The 17,200-nt window shown below is 70.4% G+C and carries 15 protein-coding genes and 3 pseudogenes; 11 read left to right on the top strand and 7 right to left on the bottom strand.

Going from position 1 to position 17,200, the window contains the following annotated elements:
• Positions 1-208: 208 nt before the first annotated feature.
• The 5 genes from ACGFNI_RS35605 to ACGFNI_RS35585 all read left to right on the top strand — a co-directional run bounded on the left by ACGFNI_RS35605 (position 209) and on the right by ACGFNI_RS35585 (position 4,763).
• Positions 209-1,402: a CaiB/BaiF CoA transferase family protein gene (locus ACGFNI_RS35605; protein ID WP_393689859.1), complete on the top strand. Its 1,194-nt coding sequence runs from the start codon at positions 209-211 to the stop codon at positions 1,400-1,402.
• Between the two features lie 99 nt (positions 1,403-1,501).
• The gene (locus ACGFNI_RS35600; protein WP_393689857.1) at positions 1,502-2,671 is read left to right on the top strand and encodes an acyl-CoA dehydrogenase family protein; all 1,170 of its coding nucleotides are present in this window, start codon (positions 1,502-1,504) and stop codon (positions 2,669-2,671) included.
• Positions 2,671-3,738, top strand: coding sequence for an acyl-CoA dehydrogenase family protein (locus tag ACGFNI_RS35595; RefSeq protein ID WP_393689855.1), 1,068 nt, complete (start codon positions 2,671-2,673; stop codon positions 3,736-3,738). The genes ACGFNI_RS35600 and ACGFNI_RS35595 overlap by 1 nt, the downstream gene beginning before the upstream one ends.
• Positions 3,739-3,839: 101 nt before the next feature.
• Positions 3,840-4,421, top strand: coding sequence for an FAD-dependent monooxygenase (locus ACGFNI_RS35590; RefSeq protein WP_393689853.1), 582 nt, complete (start codon positions 3,840-3,842; stop codon positions 4,419-4,421).
• A gap of 192 nt (positions 4,422-4,613) precedes the next feature.
• On the top strand, positions 4,614-4,763 hold the full coding sequence (locus tag ACGFNI_RS35585) for an FAD-dependent monooxygenase (RefSeq protein WP_393689861.1): 150 nt from the start codon (positions 4,614-4,616) through the stop codon (positions 4,761-4,763).
• Here the strand turns inward: ACGFNI_RS35585 and ACGFNI_RS35580 are convergent.
• A pseudogene (locus tag ACGFNI_RS35580) lies at positions 4,741-5,274 on the bottom strand (SDR family oxidoreductase); the annotation flags it as partial. The gene ACGFNI_RS35585 and the pseudogene ACGFNI_RS35580 sit on opposite strands and share 23 nt — an antisense overlap.
• Positions 5,275-5,280: 6 nt before the next feature.
• Here ACGFNI_RS35580 and ACGFNI_RS35575 point away from each other — a divergent pair.
• Positions 5,281-6,111 (top strand): helix-turn-helix domain-containing protein, encoded by an 831-nt coding sequence (locus ACGFNI_RS35575; RefSeq protein ID WP_393689851.1) that lies wholly within the window; start codon positions 5,281-5,283, stop codon positions 6,109-6,111.
• Between the two features lie 177 nt (positions 6,112-6,288).
• Here ACGFNI_RS35575 and ACGFNI_RS35570 read toward each other — a convergent pair whose 3' ends face one another.
• Both ACGFNI_RS35570 and ACGFNI_RS35565 read right to left on the bottom strand, forming a co-directional pair.
• Positions 6,289-6,903 (bottom strand): carboxymuconolactone decarboxylase family protein, encoded by a 615-nt coding sequence (locus ACGFNI_RS35570; protein WP_393689849.1) that lies wholly within the window; start codon positions 6,901-6,903, stop codon positions 6,289-6,291.
• Positions 6,904-6,919: 16 nt separating this feature from the next.
• Positions 6,920-7,093, bottom strand: coding sequence for a hypothetical protein (locus tag ACGFNI_RS35565; RefSeq protein ID WP_393689848.1), 174 nt, complete (start codon positions 7,091-7,093; stop codon positions 6,920-6,922).
• A gap of 311 nt (positions 7,094-7,404) precedes the next feature.
• Between ACGFNI_RS35565 and ACGFNI_RS35560 the strand changes: the two genes are divergently transcribed.
• The gene (locus tag ACGFNI_RS35560; RefSeq protein ID WP_393689846.1) at positions 7,405-7,746 is read left to right on the top strand and encodes an AAA family ATPase; all 342 of its coding nucleotides are present in this window, start codon (positions 7,405-7,407) and stop codon (positions 7,744-7,746) included.
• A gap of 255 nt (positions 7,747-8,001) precedes the next feature.
• On the opposite strand, the pseudogene ACGFNI_RS35555 reads toward ACGFNI_RS35560, so the two are convergent.
• Both ACGFNI_RS35555 and ACGFNI_RS35550 read right to left on the bottom strand, forming a co-directional pair.
• A pseudogene (locus ACGFNI_RS35555) lies at positions 8,002-8,271 on the bottom strand (SDR family oxidoreductase); the annotation flags it as partial.
• Positions 8,261-8,680, bottom strand: a pseudogene (locus ACGFNI_RS35550) (MBL fold metallo-hydrolase); the annotation flags it as partial. The pseudogenes ACGFNI_RS35555 and ACGFNI_RS35550, both read right to left, overlap by 11 nt.
• 492 nt (positions 8,681-9,172) lie before the next feature.
• Here ACGFNI_RS35550 and ACGFNI_RS35545 point away from each other — a divergent pair.
• Entirely contained in the window at positions 9,173-10,333 is a 1,161-nt protein-coding gene (locus ACGFNI_RS35545) for an FAD-dependent oxidoreductase (protein ID WP_393689844.1), read from the top strand.
• Positions 10,334-10,546: 213 nt separating this feature from the next.
• Here the strand turns inward: ACGFNI_RS35545 and ACGFNI_RS35540 are convergent, their stop codons facing one another.
• Positions 10,547-12,121 carry an alkaline phosphatase D family protein gene (locus ACGFNI_RS35540; protein WP_393689842.1) on the bottom strand — a complete coding sequence of 525 codons (1,575 nt, stop codon included), beginning with the start codon at positions 12,119-12,121 and terminating at the stop codon, positions 10,547-10,549.
• 501 nt (positions 12,122-12,622) lie between these two features.
• On the opposite strand from ACGFNI_RS35540, the gene ACGFNI_RS35535 reads away from it, so the two are divergent.
• Complete coding sequence (locus ACGFNI_RS35535; RefSeq protein ID WP_393689840.1) at positions 12,623-14,038, top strand: DEAD/DEAH box helicase; 1,416 nt, start codon at positions 12,623-12,625, stop codon at positions 14,036-14,038.
• An 815-nt stretch (positions 14,039-14,853) separates the two neighbouring features.
• The gene (locus tag ACGFNI_RS35530; RefSeq protein ID WP_393689839.1) at positions 14,854-15,018 is read left to right on the top strand and encodes a hypothetical protein; all 165 of its coding nucleotides are present in this window, start codon (positions 14,854-14,856) and stop codon (positions 15,016-15,018) included.
• Positions 15,019-15,089: 71 nt separating this feature from the next.
• On the opposite strand, the gene ACGFNI_RS35525 is transcribed toward ACGFNI_RS35530, so the two are convergent.
• The gene (locus ACGFNI_RS35525; RefSeq protein ID WP_393689837.1) at positions 15,090-15,515 is read right to left on the bottom strand and encodes a MarR family winged helix-turn-helix transcriptional regulator; all 426 of its coding nucleotides are present in this window, start codon (positions 15,513-15,515) and stop codon (positions 15,090-15,092) included.
• Positions 15,516-15,691: 176 nt separating this feature from the next.
• On the opposite strand from ACGFNI_RS35525, the gene eno reads away from it, so the two are divergent.
• Positions 15,692-16,993, top strand: coding sequence for a phosphopyruvate hydratase (eno, locus tag ACGFNI_RS35520; protein WP_393689835.1), 1,302 nt, complete (start codon positions 15,692-15,694; stop codon positions 16,991-16,993).
• Positions 16,994-17,200 lie beyond the last annotated feature (207 nt).

Here is a 17,200-nt window from a genome sequence, read left to right as displayed (position 1 = left end):
GGCTGGACGAACTCCCACTCTGTATCGGTCAGTTCATGACGACGTATCACTCGACCATGATCCACCACCCAAGATCAATTGAAGACACTGCCTAGGGCGCTGGCTGTCGCCTGTCGGCTACCGCACCCGCCAGGCCGCCGGCGAGCCGCCGATGCCGCACCACCGTTCGCCCGCCCGCCCCACCCGATACCCCAGGAGGCACTGGAAGATGTCCGAGAACCCGAGCGGCCCGTCCGGCCGCGGACTCCTCGCCGGAGTCCGCGTCATCGAGCTGGCCAGCGTGATCATGGCCCCGTACGCCGCTCAGCAGCTCGGCGACCTGGGCGCGGATGTGATCAAGGTCGAGCCGCCCACGGGTGACATGACGCGTCACTACCCGCCGCGGCGTCACCCCGGCATGGGCGGCACGGCACTCAACCTGAACCGCAACAAGCGCAGCGCCGCCATCGACCTCAAGGCCCCGCACGGCCGCGACGCCCTGCTCGCCCTGCTGCGCACCACCGACGTCTTCATCACCAACCTGCGCCCGCAGGCCCTGGACCGGCTCCACCTCGGCTACGACGACGTCGCGGCCGTCAATCCCGGCCTGATCTACGCAGGCGCCCAGGGCTTCCGCAGCGACAGCCGCTACGGCACCCACGCCGCCTACGACGACATCATCCAGGCGGCCAGCGGCCTGGTCTGGCTCAACCACAAGGTCTCGGGCCGGCCGCACTACGTACCCACCGTGCTGGCCGACAAGATCTGCGGCATGCAGATCGCCCAGTCGGTCCTGGCCGCGCTGCACTACCGGGAGCACGGCGGCACCGGCCAGCACATCGAGGTCCCGATGGCCGACACCATGCTCGCCTTCAACCTGGTCGAGCACCTGGGCGCGGCCACTCTGGAGCCCGACGGGGAGTTCGGCTCGCCCCGCTCGCTCAGCCCGCAGCGCCGCGCCCAGCGCACCGCCGACGGCTGGATGTGCATCCTTCCCCACAGCGACCGCAACTGGCGGGACTTCACCGCCTTCGTCGGCCGCCCGGAACTCGCCGCCGACCCGCGGTTCGCCACAGGACCCGACCGGGCCCGCAACGCCGACCAGTTCTATCCGCTGCTCGCGGAGCTGACTCCGCACCACACCACCGCCGAGTGGCAGGAGTTCTGCGACCTGGCGGGCATCGCCGCCGCCCCCGTGCTCGACCTGGAGTCCGCCGCCACCACCGCCTACGCCCGCGAGGGCGGCCTGCTGCACGAGGCCGAGCACCCCACCGAGGGCCGCTACCGGGTCATCGGCCGTCCGGTTCGCTACTCGGCCGACCCGGATCCGGAGCTACGGCCCTGCCCTGCCATCGGCCAGCACACCGACGAGGTGCTCCGCGAAGCGGGCTTCGACCCCGCCCTGCTGCACCCCGCGAACTGACCGAACTCCCGTACCGAACTCCCGTACCGATCCCCGTACCGATCCCCGTACCGAAAAGAAATACACCGCCCATTCACCAACCCCGGGAGCGAATGAACCATGTCCCCTTCGACGCTTTCCCCGATGGCGTTCCCCGACGTCACCCTGTCCGAATCGGCCCGCCGGCTGCGCACCGAGGTCCGTGCCTTTCTCGACGAGGAGCGTGCCCGCGGCACCGTGCTCGGCCGCCCCGACTCCTGGCTGGCCGGCTGGGATCCCGGCTTCAGCCGCCGCCTGGCCGAGCGCGGCTGGGTCGGCATGGCCCTGCCCACCGCGTACGGCGGCGCGGGCCGCGGCTTCCTGGAGCGCTACGTCGTGATCGAGGAACTGCTCGCCGCAGGTGCCCCGGTCAGCGCCCACTGGGTCTCCGACCGGCAGGCCGGGCCCTCCGTCCTTCAGCACGGCACCGAGGAGCAGCGCCGCTTCTTCCTGCCACGGATCGCCGCCGGGCAGTGCTTCTTCTCCATCGGCATGAGCGAGAAGTCCAGCGGCTCCGACCTCGCCTCGGTCGCCACCCGCGCCCAACGCACCGCCAACGGCTGGCAGTTGATTGGCACCAAGATGTGGACCGGCGGTGCCCACGTCAACGACTACGCCATCGTGCTGGCCCGCACCGACGACGCCGAGGACAAGCACGCCGGCCTCAGCCAGTTCATCGTCGACCTGCGCGCCCCGGGCGTCAGGATCGAGCCGATCCACCTGATGAGCGGCGAGCACCGCTTCAACGCCTTCCACCTCGAAGGCGTCGACGTCCCCGACAGCATGCTGCTCGGACGGCCGGGCGACGGCTGGAAGCAGGTCACCGGAGAACTCGCCTTTGAACGCAGCGGCCCGGAACGCTACCTGTCCACCTTCCCCCTGCTGGTCTCGCTGCTCCGCGAACTGGAGCAGCGCCCGGCCACGGCCGAACAGCTCACCCAGGTCGGCATCCTGACGGCCCGCCTGTACAGCATCCGCCGCCTGTCCCTCGGCGTGGCCGCCGCACTGGACGCCGGAGCCTACCCCGACACCCAGGCTGCCCTGGTCAAGGACCTCGGCACCCGTCTGGAAGGCGCACTGATCGACACCGTACGCGCCGTCCTGCCCGCCCCGGCCGACCCGCACGCCACCCCCGGAACCCACGCCGAACTCCTCGCCTTCGCCCTGCTGCACAGCCCTGGCTACACACTGCGCGGCGGCGCCAACGAAATCCTTCGCGGCATCATCACTCGCGGTCTGGAGCAGCACTGATGAACACCCACACGATCGACACCAGCACCCCCGTCATCCCCGCCGACGCCTACGACACCACCGCCTTCTACGCCCACCCCGACACCATCGCCACCGTCACCAACACCACCGCTCCCGACGCCGTACCCCTCCCGTCCCCTGACGCCCCCACATCGGAACTCCTTGCCGCCGCCCAGGAGGCGGGACGCCGCGCCGTGCCCGCCCCGCTGGCCGAGACGGCCCTGGTCGCCCGCCCGCTGCTGGGCCGCGTCGGCCTCCCCGTCCCCGACGGCCCGCTCAGTTACGCCATCGACCCCGAGCTGACGATCCGATACGCCCATCCGGGAGCGTCCGCCGTCGGCTCCGCCGGCTGCTCGGGCGACGACGACACCCTGCTGGTCACCGGCACGCTCCGGCGCGTCCCCTGGGGCCGCTCGGCCACCGCCGTTGTGGTCCTGGCCACCGCCCCCTCCGGCCCCGTCCTGTTCGCCATTGCCCCGGACCGGGCCGTCGTCACCCACGGCGGCAACCTCGCCGAGGAACCCCGCGACGACTTTCACCTCGCCGCCCTCGAAGTTCCCGCCGCGCAGGTCCGCCGGATCTCCCCGGAACTGCTCGACGAGGCCCGGCTCCGCGCGGCCCTGGTGCGGTCGGCCCTGATCGCCGGAGCCGCCGAACGCTGCGTGGAGCTGACGGTCGATCACACCACCGCCCGCACCCAGTTCGGCCGTCCGCTCAGCCGCTTCCAGGCCGTCAAGCAGGAGGAGGCACGGCTGATCGAAGAGGCCGCCCTGGTCCGCGCCGCCGTCCAGGCCGCCGCCGCGCCGCTGGACGCCGGCGGTCCTGCCGCACACGTCGCCGTGGCCGCCGCCAAGACCCAGGCATCCGCCTCCGCCGCCGAGATCGCCCGCATCGCCCACCAACTCCACGGCGCCATCGGCATCACCCGGCTCAACCCGCTCCACCTCGCCACCACCCGCCTGTGGTCCTGGCGCGACGAAGACGGCGACGAAATTCACTGGGCACGCCGCCTGGCCCGCCCCCTCACCGCCACCACCCTCTGGCCCACCCTCACCACCACACCCTGACCCCTCCCATGCCCCTTCCTGGTCGGCCACGGTCACCCCGAGATCACTGCGGATTCTGACGGCGCCGGGCCCCGGCGCCGTTGGACGAGAACACAACCGTCGTGATCGTGGGATCGGGCGTCGCCGGTCGCGCGCTGGGCAACTTCCTGCTTCGCAGCGGGGTCGACTGCGTCATCCTGGAGCGCCGCAGCCGTGACTACGTGGAACAGCGGCAACGGGCGGGAGTCATCGACACCCGCGCGGCCCGGATGTTCCGTGACTGGGGCCTGGAGGAACGGGTCCTGGGCGGCGTGCCCTTCGAACCGGTCATGAACTTCCGGATCGACGGCCGGACGCGCCCGTACCGCTTCCTGGCCGACGACAACGGAGACGGGCGCTTCTGTCCGCAGCAGATCCTGGTGCGCAACCTCATCGACACCTTCGTGAGTGACGGCGGAGATCTGCGCTTCGAGGCCGGGGACGTCGCGCTGGAGAACGTCTGCGGTGAGCGGCCCCTCGTGCGCTACCGGGACGCTGCCGGTGCCACGAGGGCGCTCAGGCGCGAGCTTGTCGCCGGCTGCGACGGAGACCGCGGGGTGAGCCGGGCGACCATTCCCGACGACCGCATCACGCGCTACACCCGCGAGTTCGGTTACGCGTGGCTGACCGTGCTGGCGGAGACCCGGCCAACCACCAGTCGATGATGGCGATCCATTCCCGTGGATTCGCCGGCCAGTTCGCGCGCGGCCCGCAGGCGAGCCGCTTCTACCTGCAGTGCCCGCTCGACGACACCACGCAGCACCGGCCTGACGAGCGTATCTGGGCCGAGATCGAGGCCCGTTTCGGTGAACCCGTAACCGCCCGGGGGCCGATCTCCAGCAAGCAGATGGACCACGCTGCGCAGCGTGGTCCACGACCCGATGAGCTACGGACACCTCTACCTGTTGGGCTATGCCGCCCACATCGTGCCGCCCATGAGCGCCAAGGGAATGAATGACGCGACCTGCTCAAGGACTATTCCCACTCCTGGCGCAGGCCCTCGGTGATTGCCCAAGCCGCGTACTTGGTGCCGGAGTAGACGGCTCCGGTGGGGACGACCTCGTGGGCGCCGGTGCTCGCGACCGTGACGAAGTGCCCCGAGCCCTGCGCGGTGAACACGGGCAGCGCCGCGGCGATCCCGTGCAGCAGGCCGCGAACGTTCACGTCGATCATCCGGTCCCACTCATCGACGAGCAGGGAGTCCAGCCGCGACAGGGGCATGACGCCGGCGTTGCCGACGAGGACGTCGACGCGGCCGTGCCGTTCGCGGGCGGCCTGGACGAAGGCCGCGACGTCCGCGCGGTCCGTCACGTCCAGCCGTACCGGCTGCAGCCCTCCACCGGAGCGGCCGGCCGCATCGGCCGTGCGCTCCGCCAGTGCCCGCAGGCGGTCGGTGCGGCGGGCACCGGCCACCACCCGGTGTCCCTCTGCGACGAGTCGGGTGGCGACGGCCGCGCCGATGCCGCTGCTGGCGCCGGTGATGAGGACGGGAAGAACGGGCCGGGCCCGACCTAGGATGGCGGCATGGCACGCTCCGAACTTGGCGCCTACCTCACCGCCCGGCGCGCCCGCGTCACCCCGGCCGACGTGAACCTCCCCGCCACAGGGCGCCGCCGGGTGCCGGGGCTGCGGCGCGAGGAGGTGGCCCTGCTCGCCGGGGTCAGCGCTGACTACTACGTACGCCTGGAGCAGGGGCGGGAGCGCACGCCCTCCGCGCAGGTGCTCGACGCCCTCGCCGCCGCCCTGCGGTTGGACGAGGACGGCCGCCTGCACCTGTTCCGGATCGTCGGCCTCGGCCCGCGCACCCGATCCGGCGCCGTGCCCGACCGGGTCGAGCCGAGCCTGCCGGCGCTCATGGACGCCTGGCCGCACAACCCGGCCATCGTCTACAACCGTGCGTACGACGTCCTCGCGTCCAACGCGATCGCCGACGTGCTCTTCCACGGCTGGGCGCACTCGCACAACCTCATGCACGTCGTATTCACCGACCCGGCTGCCCGCGCCTTCTACCGCGACTGGCACGATGTCGCGCGCAACTCCGTGGCCGGCTTCCGGCTCGGCCACGGCGCCGCGCCTGACGACCCGCGGGGGCGGCACGTGCTCGGCGAACTGCTGGCCGGCAGCCCCGAGTTCGCCGAGCTGTGGGCCCGTCACGATGCTCGGGGCAAGTCGCTGGAGCGCAAGCGCTTCGAGCACCGCGAGGTCGGGCCGCTGACGCTGACCATGCAGACCTTCGACGTTCGCTCGGCCCCGGGCCAGGAGCTCGTCATCTACCACGCGGAGCCGGCCTCACCCAGCAGCGAGGCGCTCGCGCTCCTCGGCTCGCTGGCCGCGACCTCTCGCCGGGAGTCCTGAGCCGGCCCCGCGCCGCCCGCCATCCGAACACGCGGCGAGGGCGTCGCGCATCGATCGCACGGCCGACTACGGCCCCTTCGATGACGCGGCCCACCAGCGGCGGACCCATTCGACACCTCCACCACCCACGAAGCCTTCGCCGTGATCGAACCGGGCGGCTGTCAACAACGCTCGTGATCAATACACCTGGGGCAGGGGGCTGGTTCGCCGAGCCAGTCGTCGAGGGGCACCTGGCAGGAGTTGAGGATGTAGGCGACCAGAGTGTAAGTCCCCGTCAGGGCAAGTAGTTCCAGCAGTTGGTGGTGGGAGTAGCGGTCGGCCAGGTGCTCCCAGGTGCTCCCAGGTGGTCTCCGCTATCGCGCCGTCGTCGTGCAGCTCGTCCACGGCTCGCAGGAGCGTGCCGTCGGTGTTGTCCCAGCCGGGATGGGCGGGGCCGTCGGCTATCCGCGAGATCTCCTCGGCGGTGAGTCCTGCGGCAGCGCCGATGAGGACGTGGTGCGCCCACTCGTAAGGGGACCGGGTGTGGTGGGCGACCCGCAGTATCGTGATCTCGCGGTCGCGGGGCGGCAGCAGGCCCTGTCCCAGCCGGCTGAGCAACGGCAGGAGGTCGGACAGCAGGCCGGGATGGTTGCCGATGGTGGCCAGGACGTTGAGCACCGGTCGGCCCGCCAGCGGTCCGGCCGCGTTGGCGAGCGTCTGGCCGGCAGTGCCGCCGATCCTGCCGGCCAGCGCGCGGAGGTCGTTCTGCGGCAGCGGCTCGATCCGGGGAGTGGCGCCTGATGGTGCGGGCATGGTGTCCTCGCGGTGGTCAGTGGGGGGACGGGTGGGTGTACTGGCCGAGTCGGCCCAGCAGCTCCAGTTCGTCCGGTGTGCCGTCGCCGTTGAGCTCCCGGTAGACGGCGCCGACGTTGAGCAGCAGCCGTTCGGGGTCGGCCAGGTCGGTGAAGCCGTCGAGATCCATCTCCTGCGCGGCCCGGAGCACCGGCTGTCCCTCCCCGTGCGCGCGCCTCGGTGCGGCGGCCTAGCTGTTCCAGCCGGGTGATCGTCAACAGCCGCTTGCCAGTTGGTCTTCGAGTCCGTCCAGCTCCGTGCGTCGCGCGGCGATCCGCTCCCACACCTCGGGGTTCGTCACGCGCCCGGTCGTAGGTGCGGCACCAGCGACGACGGGCGGGAATCCGTAAAACCGCCCTGCCCTGACCAGCCACTTCAAGATGGCGGGACTTCATTGCCATCGCAAGTTGGTGAATCGGTAAGTTCGTGCCACCGATGCCGCACGTTACTGGAGGGGCTGGCATGTCGGAGACCGTCGTTCACCTGATGTGCGGGCTCAACGGCGCGGGGAAGACGGCCTATGCGCGGCGCCTCGCCGAGCAACTGCCCGCCGTGCGGTTCGGGCTGGACGAATGGATGCTGCGCCTCTACCCGTACCGATACGACACCGCCAAGTACGCGGAGCAAGCCGAGGTGTGCAAGGAGCTGATCTGGGAGACGGCTGTTGCGCGTGCCGAGGCAAGGACTGCCGCAGGCGGGCCCGGAGCACACCCTCTCGATGGGACTGCCGTGCGGCATCTTGCATCGATCTTCGAGCCGCCAACTGCCGATGAAGAGATACCGACGACCGTCATCGACGGCTGAGAGCGCCCGACGGCCACTCCAGGGAACTCAACCGCGGGAGGGCGGCCAGGACTTGCCGCACAGGCGGTATCTGATGCGGAACGCGACAGACACGGCGGATCGCCCTCACCTGCGGGCCGACGGTTTCAGCCTGGCAGCCCGGCCGGAATGGACGACGGCCGCCGCGCCGCGAGTTGAGCGTCGCGCGGGCTCGCCCAGCTGAGCGGGCCAGGTCGGCCGGGCCCGCCATCCTCGCCGGATGTGCTGCCATGCAGCTCAGACCTGGTTCAGGCCGCCGTCGACGTACAGGCTCGAACCGGTGACGAAGCTGCTCTGCTCGGAGGCGAGGAAGGCCACGGCGGCGGCGATTTCCTCCGGGCGTCCGAGTCGGCCCAGCGGCACCCGCGTCGCCAGGTGCTGCCTGAGGCCGGCGGCCTGCTCCGGGTCGGGAGCGAGCCCCGACAGACCAGGGGTATCGGTCGGGCCGGGCGTGACGGTGTTGACCCGGATGCCGCGTCCCTTGAGTTCGTTGGCCCAGGTGCGGGCGGAGCGTGCTCGGGGGGTCGATCGCGTGCACGGTATACGGGTCACCGAGGAAATCTGCCCGGTCGAGTCCGAGCACCGGGTCGAGTGCCCCGGGTGGTGTGTACAGCGGGACCGGCGGCAGGTTGAGTTCGCGGAGAAAGGCCCGCTCGCGCAGGAATGGGCTCAGGTCGGCGACATGGTCAGGGTGGCGGTGACTGATCAGTACCGCGTCGATGTGCTCAGGGCGGCAGTGCCGCAGAAGGGCCGGGAAGGCGGCGTATCCGAGGTCGAGGATCAGCCGGTATCCCGCGCATTCCAACAGGTATCCCGAGCACGGCTCCGCCTTGGTCGGGACCGCACCCGCACTGCCGAGCACGGTGAGACGTACCGCGCCGGGATCCGCCGCGGCCGGGGCGATGGGCACGCTCATGTCGAGCGCACCTGCTCCGGCGGCGACAGCACCCCTCAGCGCCGTGCGGCGGGAATAGGGAGCCATGGTGCTTCCTTCCAGTCATCTCGATGCCCGACGTGGGGACTTGGCCACGTCATTGTGTGGGCCGGGCGCGAGCGGCCTCGGAGATCGAAGGATTCGTACGCCGGGGGTGCACAGGATGCAAGAAACGGTCACCGCAAGAGAGTTCAGCCTCACCGTCGTGCACATGCTTCGAATGCGCCCGCCCGCGAACCTCCTTCGGACGGACCACCGCGGCGATCGTGGCGACCACCTCGGCCAGCTGCTCGCGCGGCAGGGCCTGCTCGATCGCCGACCTCGCGTCCACCGCCAAGACGCGTCCGCAGGCGTCAGTCGCGGGCGGCGCAGCTGAGCACGACGCAGTCACCTATCCGCCGGCTCACGCCGTCATTTCGTTTTTTTCGGTGACGGGGCTGACCGGCTTGGTGAGGGGCCGTACGTTGTATCGATATGAGCCCCCGTATCGCAGTGGTCGGCAGCGGTCCCGCCGGCCTTGCCTTCGCCCGCGTCCTGCACCGTCATGGTCACCCTGTCACCGTCCTCGAACGCGATCCCGCCCGCGACGCCCGTCCCGCGGGCGGCGCGCTGGACCTGCAGGAGGGCCTGGGCCAACTGGCGTTGGAGAAGGCGGGGGTGCTGGCGGAGTTCCAGGCGCTGTCCCGTCCCGAGGGGCAGGCCATGCGCATCCTGGACGCGGACGGGACCGTTCTCCGCGACTGGCAACCTCGTCCGGGTGACCGGGCCAATCCCGAGATCGACCGCGGGCAACTCCGTGACCTGCTGCTCGGGCCTCTGGACGTTCAGTGGGGGCGGGCCGTGACGGAGGTAGTGCCGGAGAGCCGGGATGGCGTGCTGGTCCATTTCGCGGACGGGCGACAGGAGACGTTCGACCTCGTGATCGGCGCGGACGGTGCCTGGTCCCGGGTCCGCCCGGCGATCTCGTCCGCGACGCCGCAGTACACCGGTGTCACCTTGGTCGAGACCTCCCTGGACGACGTCGACACCCGCCACCCCGACCTCGCCCGGCTGGTCGGCGACGGTTCCGTTGCGGTGTACGGCGTGAACCGCGCGCTCGTCGCCCAGCGCAACAGCGGCGGGCACGTCAAGGTGTACGCCCAGTTCCGCGCACCGCTGGACCGGCACACGAACCCGGATCGGCACATGGGCCTGAACCAGCGCACGGACCTGGGCCTGGCCGACGCCGAGGCCGTGCGATCAAGCCTGCTCGCCCTGTTCGACGGCTGGGCCGCTCCCGTCCTCGACCTGCTCCGCCACGGCACAACTTTCGTCCGCCGCCCCCTCTACGTCCTTCCCGTGCCCCACACCTGGGCCCACGTCCCCGGCGTGACGCTACTGGGCGACGCCGCCCACCTGATGCCCCCGTTGGGGGCGGGCGCGAACCTCGCGATGCTGGAAGGCGCCGAACTCGCCGAGTCCATCGCCGCCGCCCCCGGCCCTGGAGATCTGGACGAGGCCGTCCGCGCCTTCGAGGAACAGATGTGGGCACGGGCCGGCAGGTGGGCGGAGATCACGATGGCCGGTCTGGAACGCCTCGTGAGCCCGGACCCGTCCGAAGCCCTCGCCGTCTTCGACGAAGTCCAGCCTTCCTGACCGCCGAGCGCGAGAGCACGGCCCTGCCCGCCGGTTCCTCGCGCCCGGACTCTTCCGGCGCGAATGAATGAGTTACTTCTACGTCGAGGGTGTCCACGGCCTGGGCCGCTGACGAGCCCACCGCGGCGCGGGTGTCAGTGGCAACCCTTACTGTGTAGCCAAGTTGAGGGCACGGCAGATCTGCGAGGTGTTGGCGTGGCAGGAGTGTGAGGTTCAGACCGGGGTGTCGACAGCGGTCAGGCTGCCGGACCCTCCGGCCACTGCGTAGGATTTGAGGTGGGTGACCGGGCTGTCCGGCAGTGCGCGATCGGCTGTCTTGTACCAGTCGAACTGGACCCGATCAGCGGTGACATCGAGGATGCCGCAGCCGTTCGATGCGATATCGCCCCATGACAGGTGCGGATTCACCGCGAGGACGGCACGCGCCGTCAGGCCGTCGTTGACGCTGCTGAGCGTCGGGCTGGTGATCGAGGAGACGACGAACTGCGAGGCAAGAGGAGTTCCGCTGCCGGGTACCTGTCCCACCCATGAGGAGTGCACGTCCCCGCTCAGGATCACCGTGTTGCGTGTGTCGTGGTTGCGCAGATGCGTGAACAGTTCGTTCTGATCGGCCTGGTAGCCGTCCCACCCGTCCGTGTTGACCGCGGTGGCAGGGTCGGGCCGGCCGGTGGGCAGGAGCCACGGCGTGGCGATGACGGAACTGCCGATCAGTTGCCAGGTGGTGGCGCTGCGTGCGAGCCCGTCCTTGAGCCACGCCATCTGAGGGCGGCCGAGCAGAGTCCGTGACGGATCGCTTATTCCGGCGGCGTCGGTCGGGGCGACGTGTTCGGACCGGAAGCTGCGCAGGTCCAGCATGGTCAGGTCGACGAGCTTGCCGAAGCGCAGGCGCCGTTGTGTGGAGTTGGCGAGGGTTTGGCGTACCGGCAGCCACTCGAAATAGGCTCGCTTGGCCGCGGCGACCCGGTCGGCCCAGGAGCCTTCTGCAGCGGGATCGTGGTCGCCCGCTCCGTCGGACCACGCGTTGCCGCACACTTCGTGGTCGTCCCAGGTCGGGATGAACGGCGCTGCCGCGTGGAGGGCCTGCAAATCCGGGTCGGTGCGACACTGGCCGTGCCGGGCACGGTAGTCGGCGAGCGAGACGCATTCATGCGTCGGGGCCGGGGCCCGCACCTCGGTGTCCTGGGAACCCTGCTCGTATATGTAGTCGCCGAGGTGGATGACCGCATCGAGGTCACGGCGGTCGGCGAGGTGACGGTAGGCGGTGTAGTACCCGGCGCGGTAACTGGCGCAGGAGACAACGCCGAACCGCACGCCGGCCGGGGAGCTGGGCGCGGGAGCGGTGCGGGTGCGGCCGACCGGTGAGGTCTGGTTTCCCGCATGGAACCGGTAGTGGTAAGTGCGGGCAGCAAGTAGTCCGTTCACGTCTATGTGCACTGTGTGGTCGCGGTCGGCATCGGTGCGGGCCGTGCCGGTTTGTACGATGCGCTGGAAGGCTGGGTCTTCGGAGACCTCCCATTTCACGTCAGTGGCCGGTCCGCTGTTCCGGCCGGGCAGGCACGGGGGAGTGGGGGTGACGCGCGTCCAGATGACCACGCGATCGGGCATCGGATCTCCGGAAGCGACGCCGTGCGCGAACATCTCCGGCGTCGCGGCGTCACGGCGCCCAGGGCCGGTGGCGGGCTCGGCGGCTGAGGCTGCGGACACGAGGGGCGCGCCGATGGCGGCGGCGCCCGAAGCGGCGGACACGATGCGTACGAACTGGCGGCGGCGCAGTGGACGAGCTGTCATGCCGGCCAAGCTAGCCCCGAAGATCGGCTACAAGATGGACCGTCGGCATATTCTCAGGAAGGTATAAGACTGGAGCGGCGGAACGGGAAGATGCGTGCCGCCCGTGCCTGTGAGCGAAGCGCCTCTGCGGTCGCGGCAAGACCCCGGTACGTACGTACAGTGAAACGGAGATCTGCGTCGAGGTGGACCGCGCGGCCCAACCGGGCCCGGCTCCGGCCTGATATCGCCGTACGCGGGTAAGGGCATCGTCGGCAACGTCCCCCGTTCCGTGATCTGCGGACACCCCAGCCGGCCTCGGAATGGCCCTCCGCCTGTGTCGCGTCACCGGCGCAGGCGGAGCGATCAGCGCCACAGCGCCGGAGCACTGTCACTTTGTGTTACCATCAAACGTTTGGACGGCCGTGACGGCTGGTAATTCTGCCCGTCCGGTTCCCCTCGTTCATCGGCTGCTCATTTCCTGCCGGGCCTTCCTCGGTACGTTCCCCATGCGGAAGGCTCTTCATGAACCACCCGGACTGTCTCGGCACCTCGCACGGCGACCTCGCCCGGCCGGCGACCCTCACCCCGACGGTGCCCCCGGTCGCCTCCTTCGCCGACCTGGATCTGCCGGCCGAGATGCTGCGAACGCTCACCGCGCTCGGCGTGCGGGAGCCCTTCCCGATCCAGGCGGCCACACTGCCCAACGCCATCGCGGGACGCGACGTCCTGGGGCGCGGGCGCACCGGATCGGGCAAGACGCTCGCCTTCGGCCTGCCGCTGCTCGCACGGACGGCCGGGCGGCGCGCGGAGCCGAAGCAGCCCCTCGCCCTGATCCTGGTGCCTACCCGGGAGCTGGCCCAACAGGTCACCGAAGCACTCGCGCCGTATGCCGACGCGCTCCGGCTGCGGATGGCCGCGGTCGTCGGCGGCATGTCGATCGGCCGGCAGGCCGCTGCGCTGCGCGACGGGGCCGAGGTCGTCGTCGCCACCCCTGGCCGCCTGCACGACCTCATCGAGCGCGGGGCCTGTCGCCTGGGACGGGTACGGATCACCGTCATCGACGAGGCTGACCAGATGTGTGACCTGGGCTTCTTGCCGCAAGTCACCGAGGCGCTCGACCAGGTGCACCGCGACGGCCAGCGGATGCTGTTCTCCGCCACCCTGGACCGCGGCGTCGACCACCTGGTCCGGCGCTACCTCCATGACCCCGTCGTCCACTCGGTCGACCCGTCCGCCGGCGCGGTCACGACCATGGACCACCATCTGCTGGTCGTCCATGGCCCCGACCGGTACGCCGTCGCCACGGAGATCGCCGCCCGCGACGGCCGCGTGCTGCTGTTCCTGGATACCAAGCACGCGGTCGACCAGCTCACCCGGCACCTGCGGGCCAGCGGGGTGCATGCCGCGGCCCTGCACAGCGGGAAGTCCCAGCCGCAGCGCACCCGGACCCTCGCGCAGTTCAAGAACGGACAGGTCACCGCCCTGGTGGCGACCAATGTCGCGGCCCGTGGGCTGCACGTCGACGACCTCGATCTCGTGGTCAACGTCGACCCGCCCACCGACCCCAAGGACTATGTGCACCGCGCGGGCCGCACCGCACGGGCCGGCGAGTCGGGCCGCGTTGTCACACTGGTCCTCTCGCGCCAGCGCAGCGAGGTGAGCCGCCTGATGGCCGAGGCCGGCATCGAGACGACGACCACCAAGGTGCGCTCGGGCGAGGCGGAACTGAGCCGGATCACCGGGGCCAAGGCCCCCTCCGGCACCCCGCTCGACGGTGGACCCGCCGCACCCCGGGCCAAGAACACCAACGCCCCTTTCCGTGGCCTGGGCACCAGCAAGGACACCTCCCGCGGCACCGGCGGCAAGTCCCGCAAGGCCAGCGAGGCCCGTAAGCTCGCCGAGGCCCGCAAGGCGGCCCGGGTGCGCCGCGGCAGCTGAGAGCCGGAGATTCCCGGTCGCACGATCGAGAGCCACCGGCCCTGCCCGACGCCACCCTGTGAGTACACCTACGAGATGAACCACGCCGCGGTGAGCCCCGAATAGCTGGATGAGCGTCTGCTGGGCGTGGTCGACGGGGTGGCCGACGCCGATGAACCGCGGCTTCCCTTGCTGACGTCAGGGCAAAGCCCCCCTGCAACAACGCGTCCGTCGGCTTGGCGGCTTGCCGAAGAATCCAAGCCCCGGACGGAAGCTCAGCAGTTGGCCCCCTTCGAGGCGCCGCCTGCGCCCGACGCCGAGCCCCCGGGTGAGCCGTCCCGTTCGCCGCGACGTGTCACCACCGGGCGCCTGGGCTACGCAGCAGCCGTCGCCGCTCTCGCCCTCGCCGCGGGCTCCCTCGCCTGGATCGCCCCCTGGGACAGCGCACGTACGGAACCATTCGCGCTGGACGGGACTTTTCGGGGCCATGCAAGCAACGGCGACGTCGCTGTTGCCACGTTCCACCCGGGCAGGATCGGCGACAGCGTCGGAACCATCGAATGTCCCGGCCTGTCATGCAAAGGCGATCTCCAACTCTCCAGCGTCAACGGAGCCGAAAGCGTCATACGGGAGAAAATCACGGAAAGATCCAGTGCTTGCCTCAAGTGGGCAGACCTCGGATTCACCATCACAAAGGGTGAGATCCACCTTGATTGGCTCACGGACGAGAGGACCGCGGTGCTCGCCCCCGACCGACCACTCACCCGCGCGACCACCGTCGCGCATGAGTACGTTTACGGATAGCCCGCCGCCTCCGTGATCAGCAGGATGATGCCATGGCTGATCATGAAGCGCGCCCGTACGTCCGAGTGCAATCTTCCGCGGACCACCGAGCCGCAGAGGCGGTGATGAAGGCCGTCCTCGCCGTGGCGGCCTTCGCGGGGGCGGCCCTGCTGCTCTACATGACCTTCTTCATCGGCGTCTTCGCCCTGTCGAGTTGACCGCCGTACGGCCTCCCGGCGTTCGCGCGGCGTGGTCGACGGCGTGGTCGACACCGCCGCTTGCCGATCATCTAGCGCGAGGCGAGCCGTTCCATCAGGGCGGCGCTGCGCGCCAGCACCTCTCGCTCCTCGCCGGTGAGTTCGCTCTCAATGGCCTGGGCGAGCCAGCCGGCCCTGCGCCCGCGTTCCGCCTCGAGAGCGGTCTGTCCCGCGGGGGAGAGCTCGACCAGGGACTTGCGGCCGTCCGTGGGGTGCGCCCGGCGGACGACCAGGCCCTGTTCCATGAGCAGCCCGACCGCACGGGCCATGGACTGGGGCCGTACGCGCTGATCCGCGGCGAGGTCGCTGGTGGTCATGGCCCCGTCGCGATCGAGGGTGCCGAGTACGGAGACCTGGCCGTGCGGAATCCGGTCCTCGTGCTTCACGCGGCGCGTGAGCTTGCCCATCGCGGTACGCAGTTCGGTGGCGACGGCGGCGGCGGGTTCCGGGGTGGGCATAAGGCACTTTAACCGGTGATCGCCAGCGGGACTGCGCACCCTGTCTGCGCAGCTGAACTGAACAGCCATACTGAACAGCTGAACTGAACAGCATTGCTGTAGAGTCGGTGTTGTCGCGGCACGCGCCAGCGTTGTCGCAGCAGGGCCGCGGCGCGCATCAACGCGAAGGACCTCCCATGGTTTCCAAGGCAGTTGAGTCCACCGTCATTCAGTCCGTCACCGCCCGCAGGGTCATCGACAGCCGGGGCAACCCCACCGTCGAGGCCGATGTCCTCCTCGTCGACGGATCCCTCGGCCGCGCCGCAGTCCCGTCCGGCGCCTCCACCGGCGCACGGGAAGCGGTGGAGTTGCGTGACGGGGATTCCGGGCGCTGGCACGGCAAGGGCGTCGATCGTGCGGTCGCTCACGTCAACGGCGACATCGCGTCAGCGGTCGTGGGGCGCGACGCCGACGATCAGGCCGGTCTCGATGCCGCGCTCGTCGCACTCGACGGTTCGCCGGACAAGTCCCGCCTCGGCGCCAACGCGCTCCTCGGCGTCTCCCTCGCCGCCGCCAAGGCCGCCGCGGCGGCCCACCGCCAGCCCCTCTACCGCTACCTCGGCGGGGCCGACGCCCGCCTTCTCCCGCTGCCGATGATGAACATCATCAACGGCGGCGCCCATGCCGACAACCCGCTGGACTTCCAGGAGTTCATGATCGCTCCGGTGGGTGCGGAGACCTTCGCCGAAGCCGTCCGCATGGGATCCGAGGTCTTCCACACCCTCCGCCGCGACCTGCTGCGCGCCGGGCACGCCACGGGCGTCGGCGACGAGGGTGGCTTCGCGCCCGCGCTGCGCACCGCGGAGGAGGCGCTCGACTTCGTCATGACGGCCATCGACCGCACCGGATACCGGCCCGGCACGGACATCGGACTGGTCATGGACCCGGCCTCCTCGGAGTTCTTCCGGGACGGTACGTATGTGTACGCGGGCGAGGGCGTGCGCCGCACACCCACCGAGCACGCCGACTACCTGGCCAAGCTGATCGACGCGTACCCGATCGTCTCCATCGAGGACCCGATGGCCGAGGACGACCTGGACGGCTGGCGGGAGCTGACCGCCCACGTCGGCGACCGCTGCCAGCTCACCGGCGACGACGTGTTCTGCACCAACGAGGATCTGCTGTGCGAGGGCATCCGCACCGGCGTCGGCAACTCCGTCCTGGTCAAGGTCAACCAGATCGGCACTCTGACCGAAGCCCTCGCCACGGTCGCCACCGCGCACCGCGCGGGCTGGACCGCCGTCATGTCGCACCGCTCCGGCGAGACGGAGGACACCACCATCGCTGACCTGGCGGTGGCGACGGGCTGCGGCCAGATCAAGACCGGCTCACTGTCCCGGTCCGACCGCACGGCCAAGTACAACCAACTCATCAGGATCGAGGAGGAGTTGGGCGCATCGGCGCGGTACGCGGGCGGAGCGGTGCTGCGCCGTTCCTGACGAACCGCAGCGCCTTTTCGACCAAGAGCCGCCAGTATCAGTGACATTCCGCTGTCGATCCACGGCGTTGTGGCGTCGCGCCACACCAGGGGCGCGGGCGCTGGCCGATGGGCCGTCAGAAGTCGTAGGGCTTCTTGGTGTTCCAGTTCAGGACGTCGGCTTCGTTCCAGCTGAACTGGGGCTTGTCGCCCTTGACGTCGACGGAGT

Origin of the sequence: Streptomyces sp. NPDC048644 (genome assembly GCF_043199105.1) — a bacterium.
Lineage (GTDB): Bacteria > Actinomycetota > Actinomycetes > Streptomycetales > Streptomycetaceae > Streptomyces.
This window is presented reverse-complemented; position numbering and strand designations above follow the sequence as displayed.

Coding starts and splice junctions, on each gene's coding strand:
- ACGFNI_RS35605 (WP_393689859.1), top strand. CDS start 209: ATGTCCGAGAACCCGAGCGGCCCGTCCGGCCGCGGACTCCTCGCCGGA.
- ACGFNI_RS35600 (WP_393689857.1), top strand. CDS start 1,502: ATGTCCCCTTCGACGCTTTCCCCGATGGCGTTCCCCGACGTCACCCTG.
- ACGFNI_RS35595 (WP_393689855.1), top strand. CDS start 2,671: ATGAACACCCACACGATCGACACCAGCACCCCCGTCATCCCCGCCGAC.
- ACGFNI_RS35575 (WP_393689851.1), top strand. CDS start 5,281: ATGGCACGCTCCGAACTTGGCGCCTACCTCACCGCCCGGCGCGCCCGC.
- ACGFNI_RS35570 (WP_393689849.1), bottom strand. CDS start 6,903: ATGCCCGCACCATCAGGCGCCACTCCCCGGATCGAGCCGCTGCCGCAG.
- ACGFNI_RS35560 (WP_393689846.1), top strand. CDS start 7,405: ATGTCGGAGACCGTCGTTCACCTGATGTGCGGGCTCAACGGCGCGGGG.
- ACGFNI_RS35545 (WP_393689844.1), top strand. CDS start 9,173: ATGAGCCCCCGTATCGCAGTGGTCGGCAGCGGTCCCGCCGGCCTTGCC.
- ACGFNI_RS35540 (WP_393689842.1), bottom strand. CDS start 12,121: ATGACAGCTCGTCCACTGCGCCGCCGCCAGTTCGTACGCATCGTGTCC.
- ACGFNI_RS35535 (WP_393689840.1), top strand. CDS start 12,623: ATGAACCACCCGGACTGTCTCGGCACCTCGCACGGCGACCTCGCCCGG.
- ACGFNI_RS35530 (WP_393689839.1), top strand. CDS start 14,854: ATGGCTGATCATGAAGCGCGCCCGTACGTCCGAGTGCAATCTTCCGCG.
- ACGFNI_RS35525 (WP_393689837.1), bottom strand. CDS start 15,515: ATGCCCACCCCGGAACCCGCCGCCGCCGTCGCCACCGAACTGCGTACC.
- eno (WP_393689835.1), top strand. CDS start 15,692: ATGGTTTCCAAGGCAGTTGAGTCCACCGTCATTCAGTCCGTCACCGCC.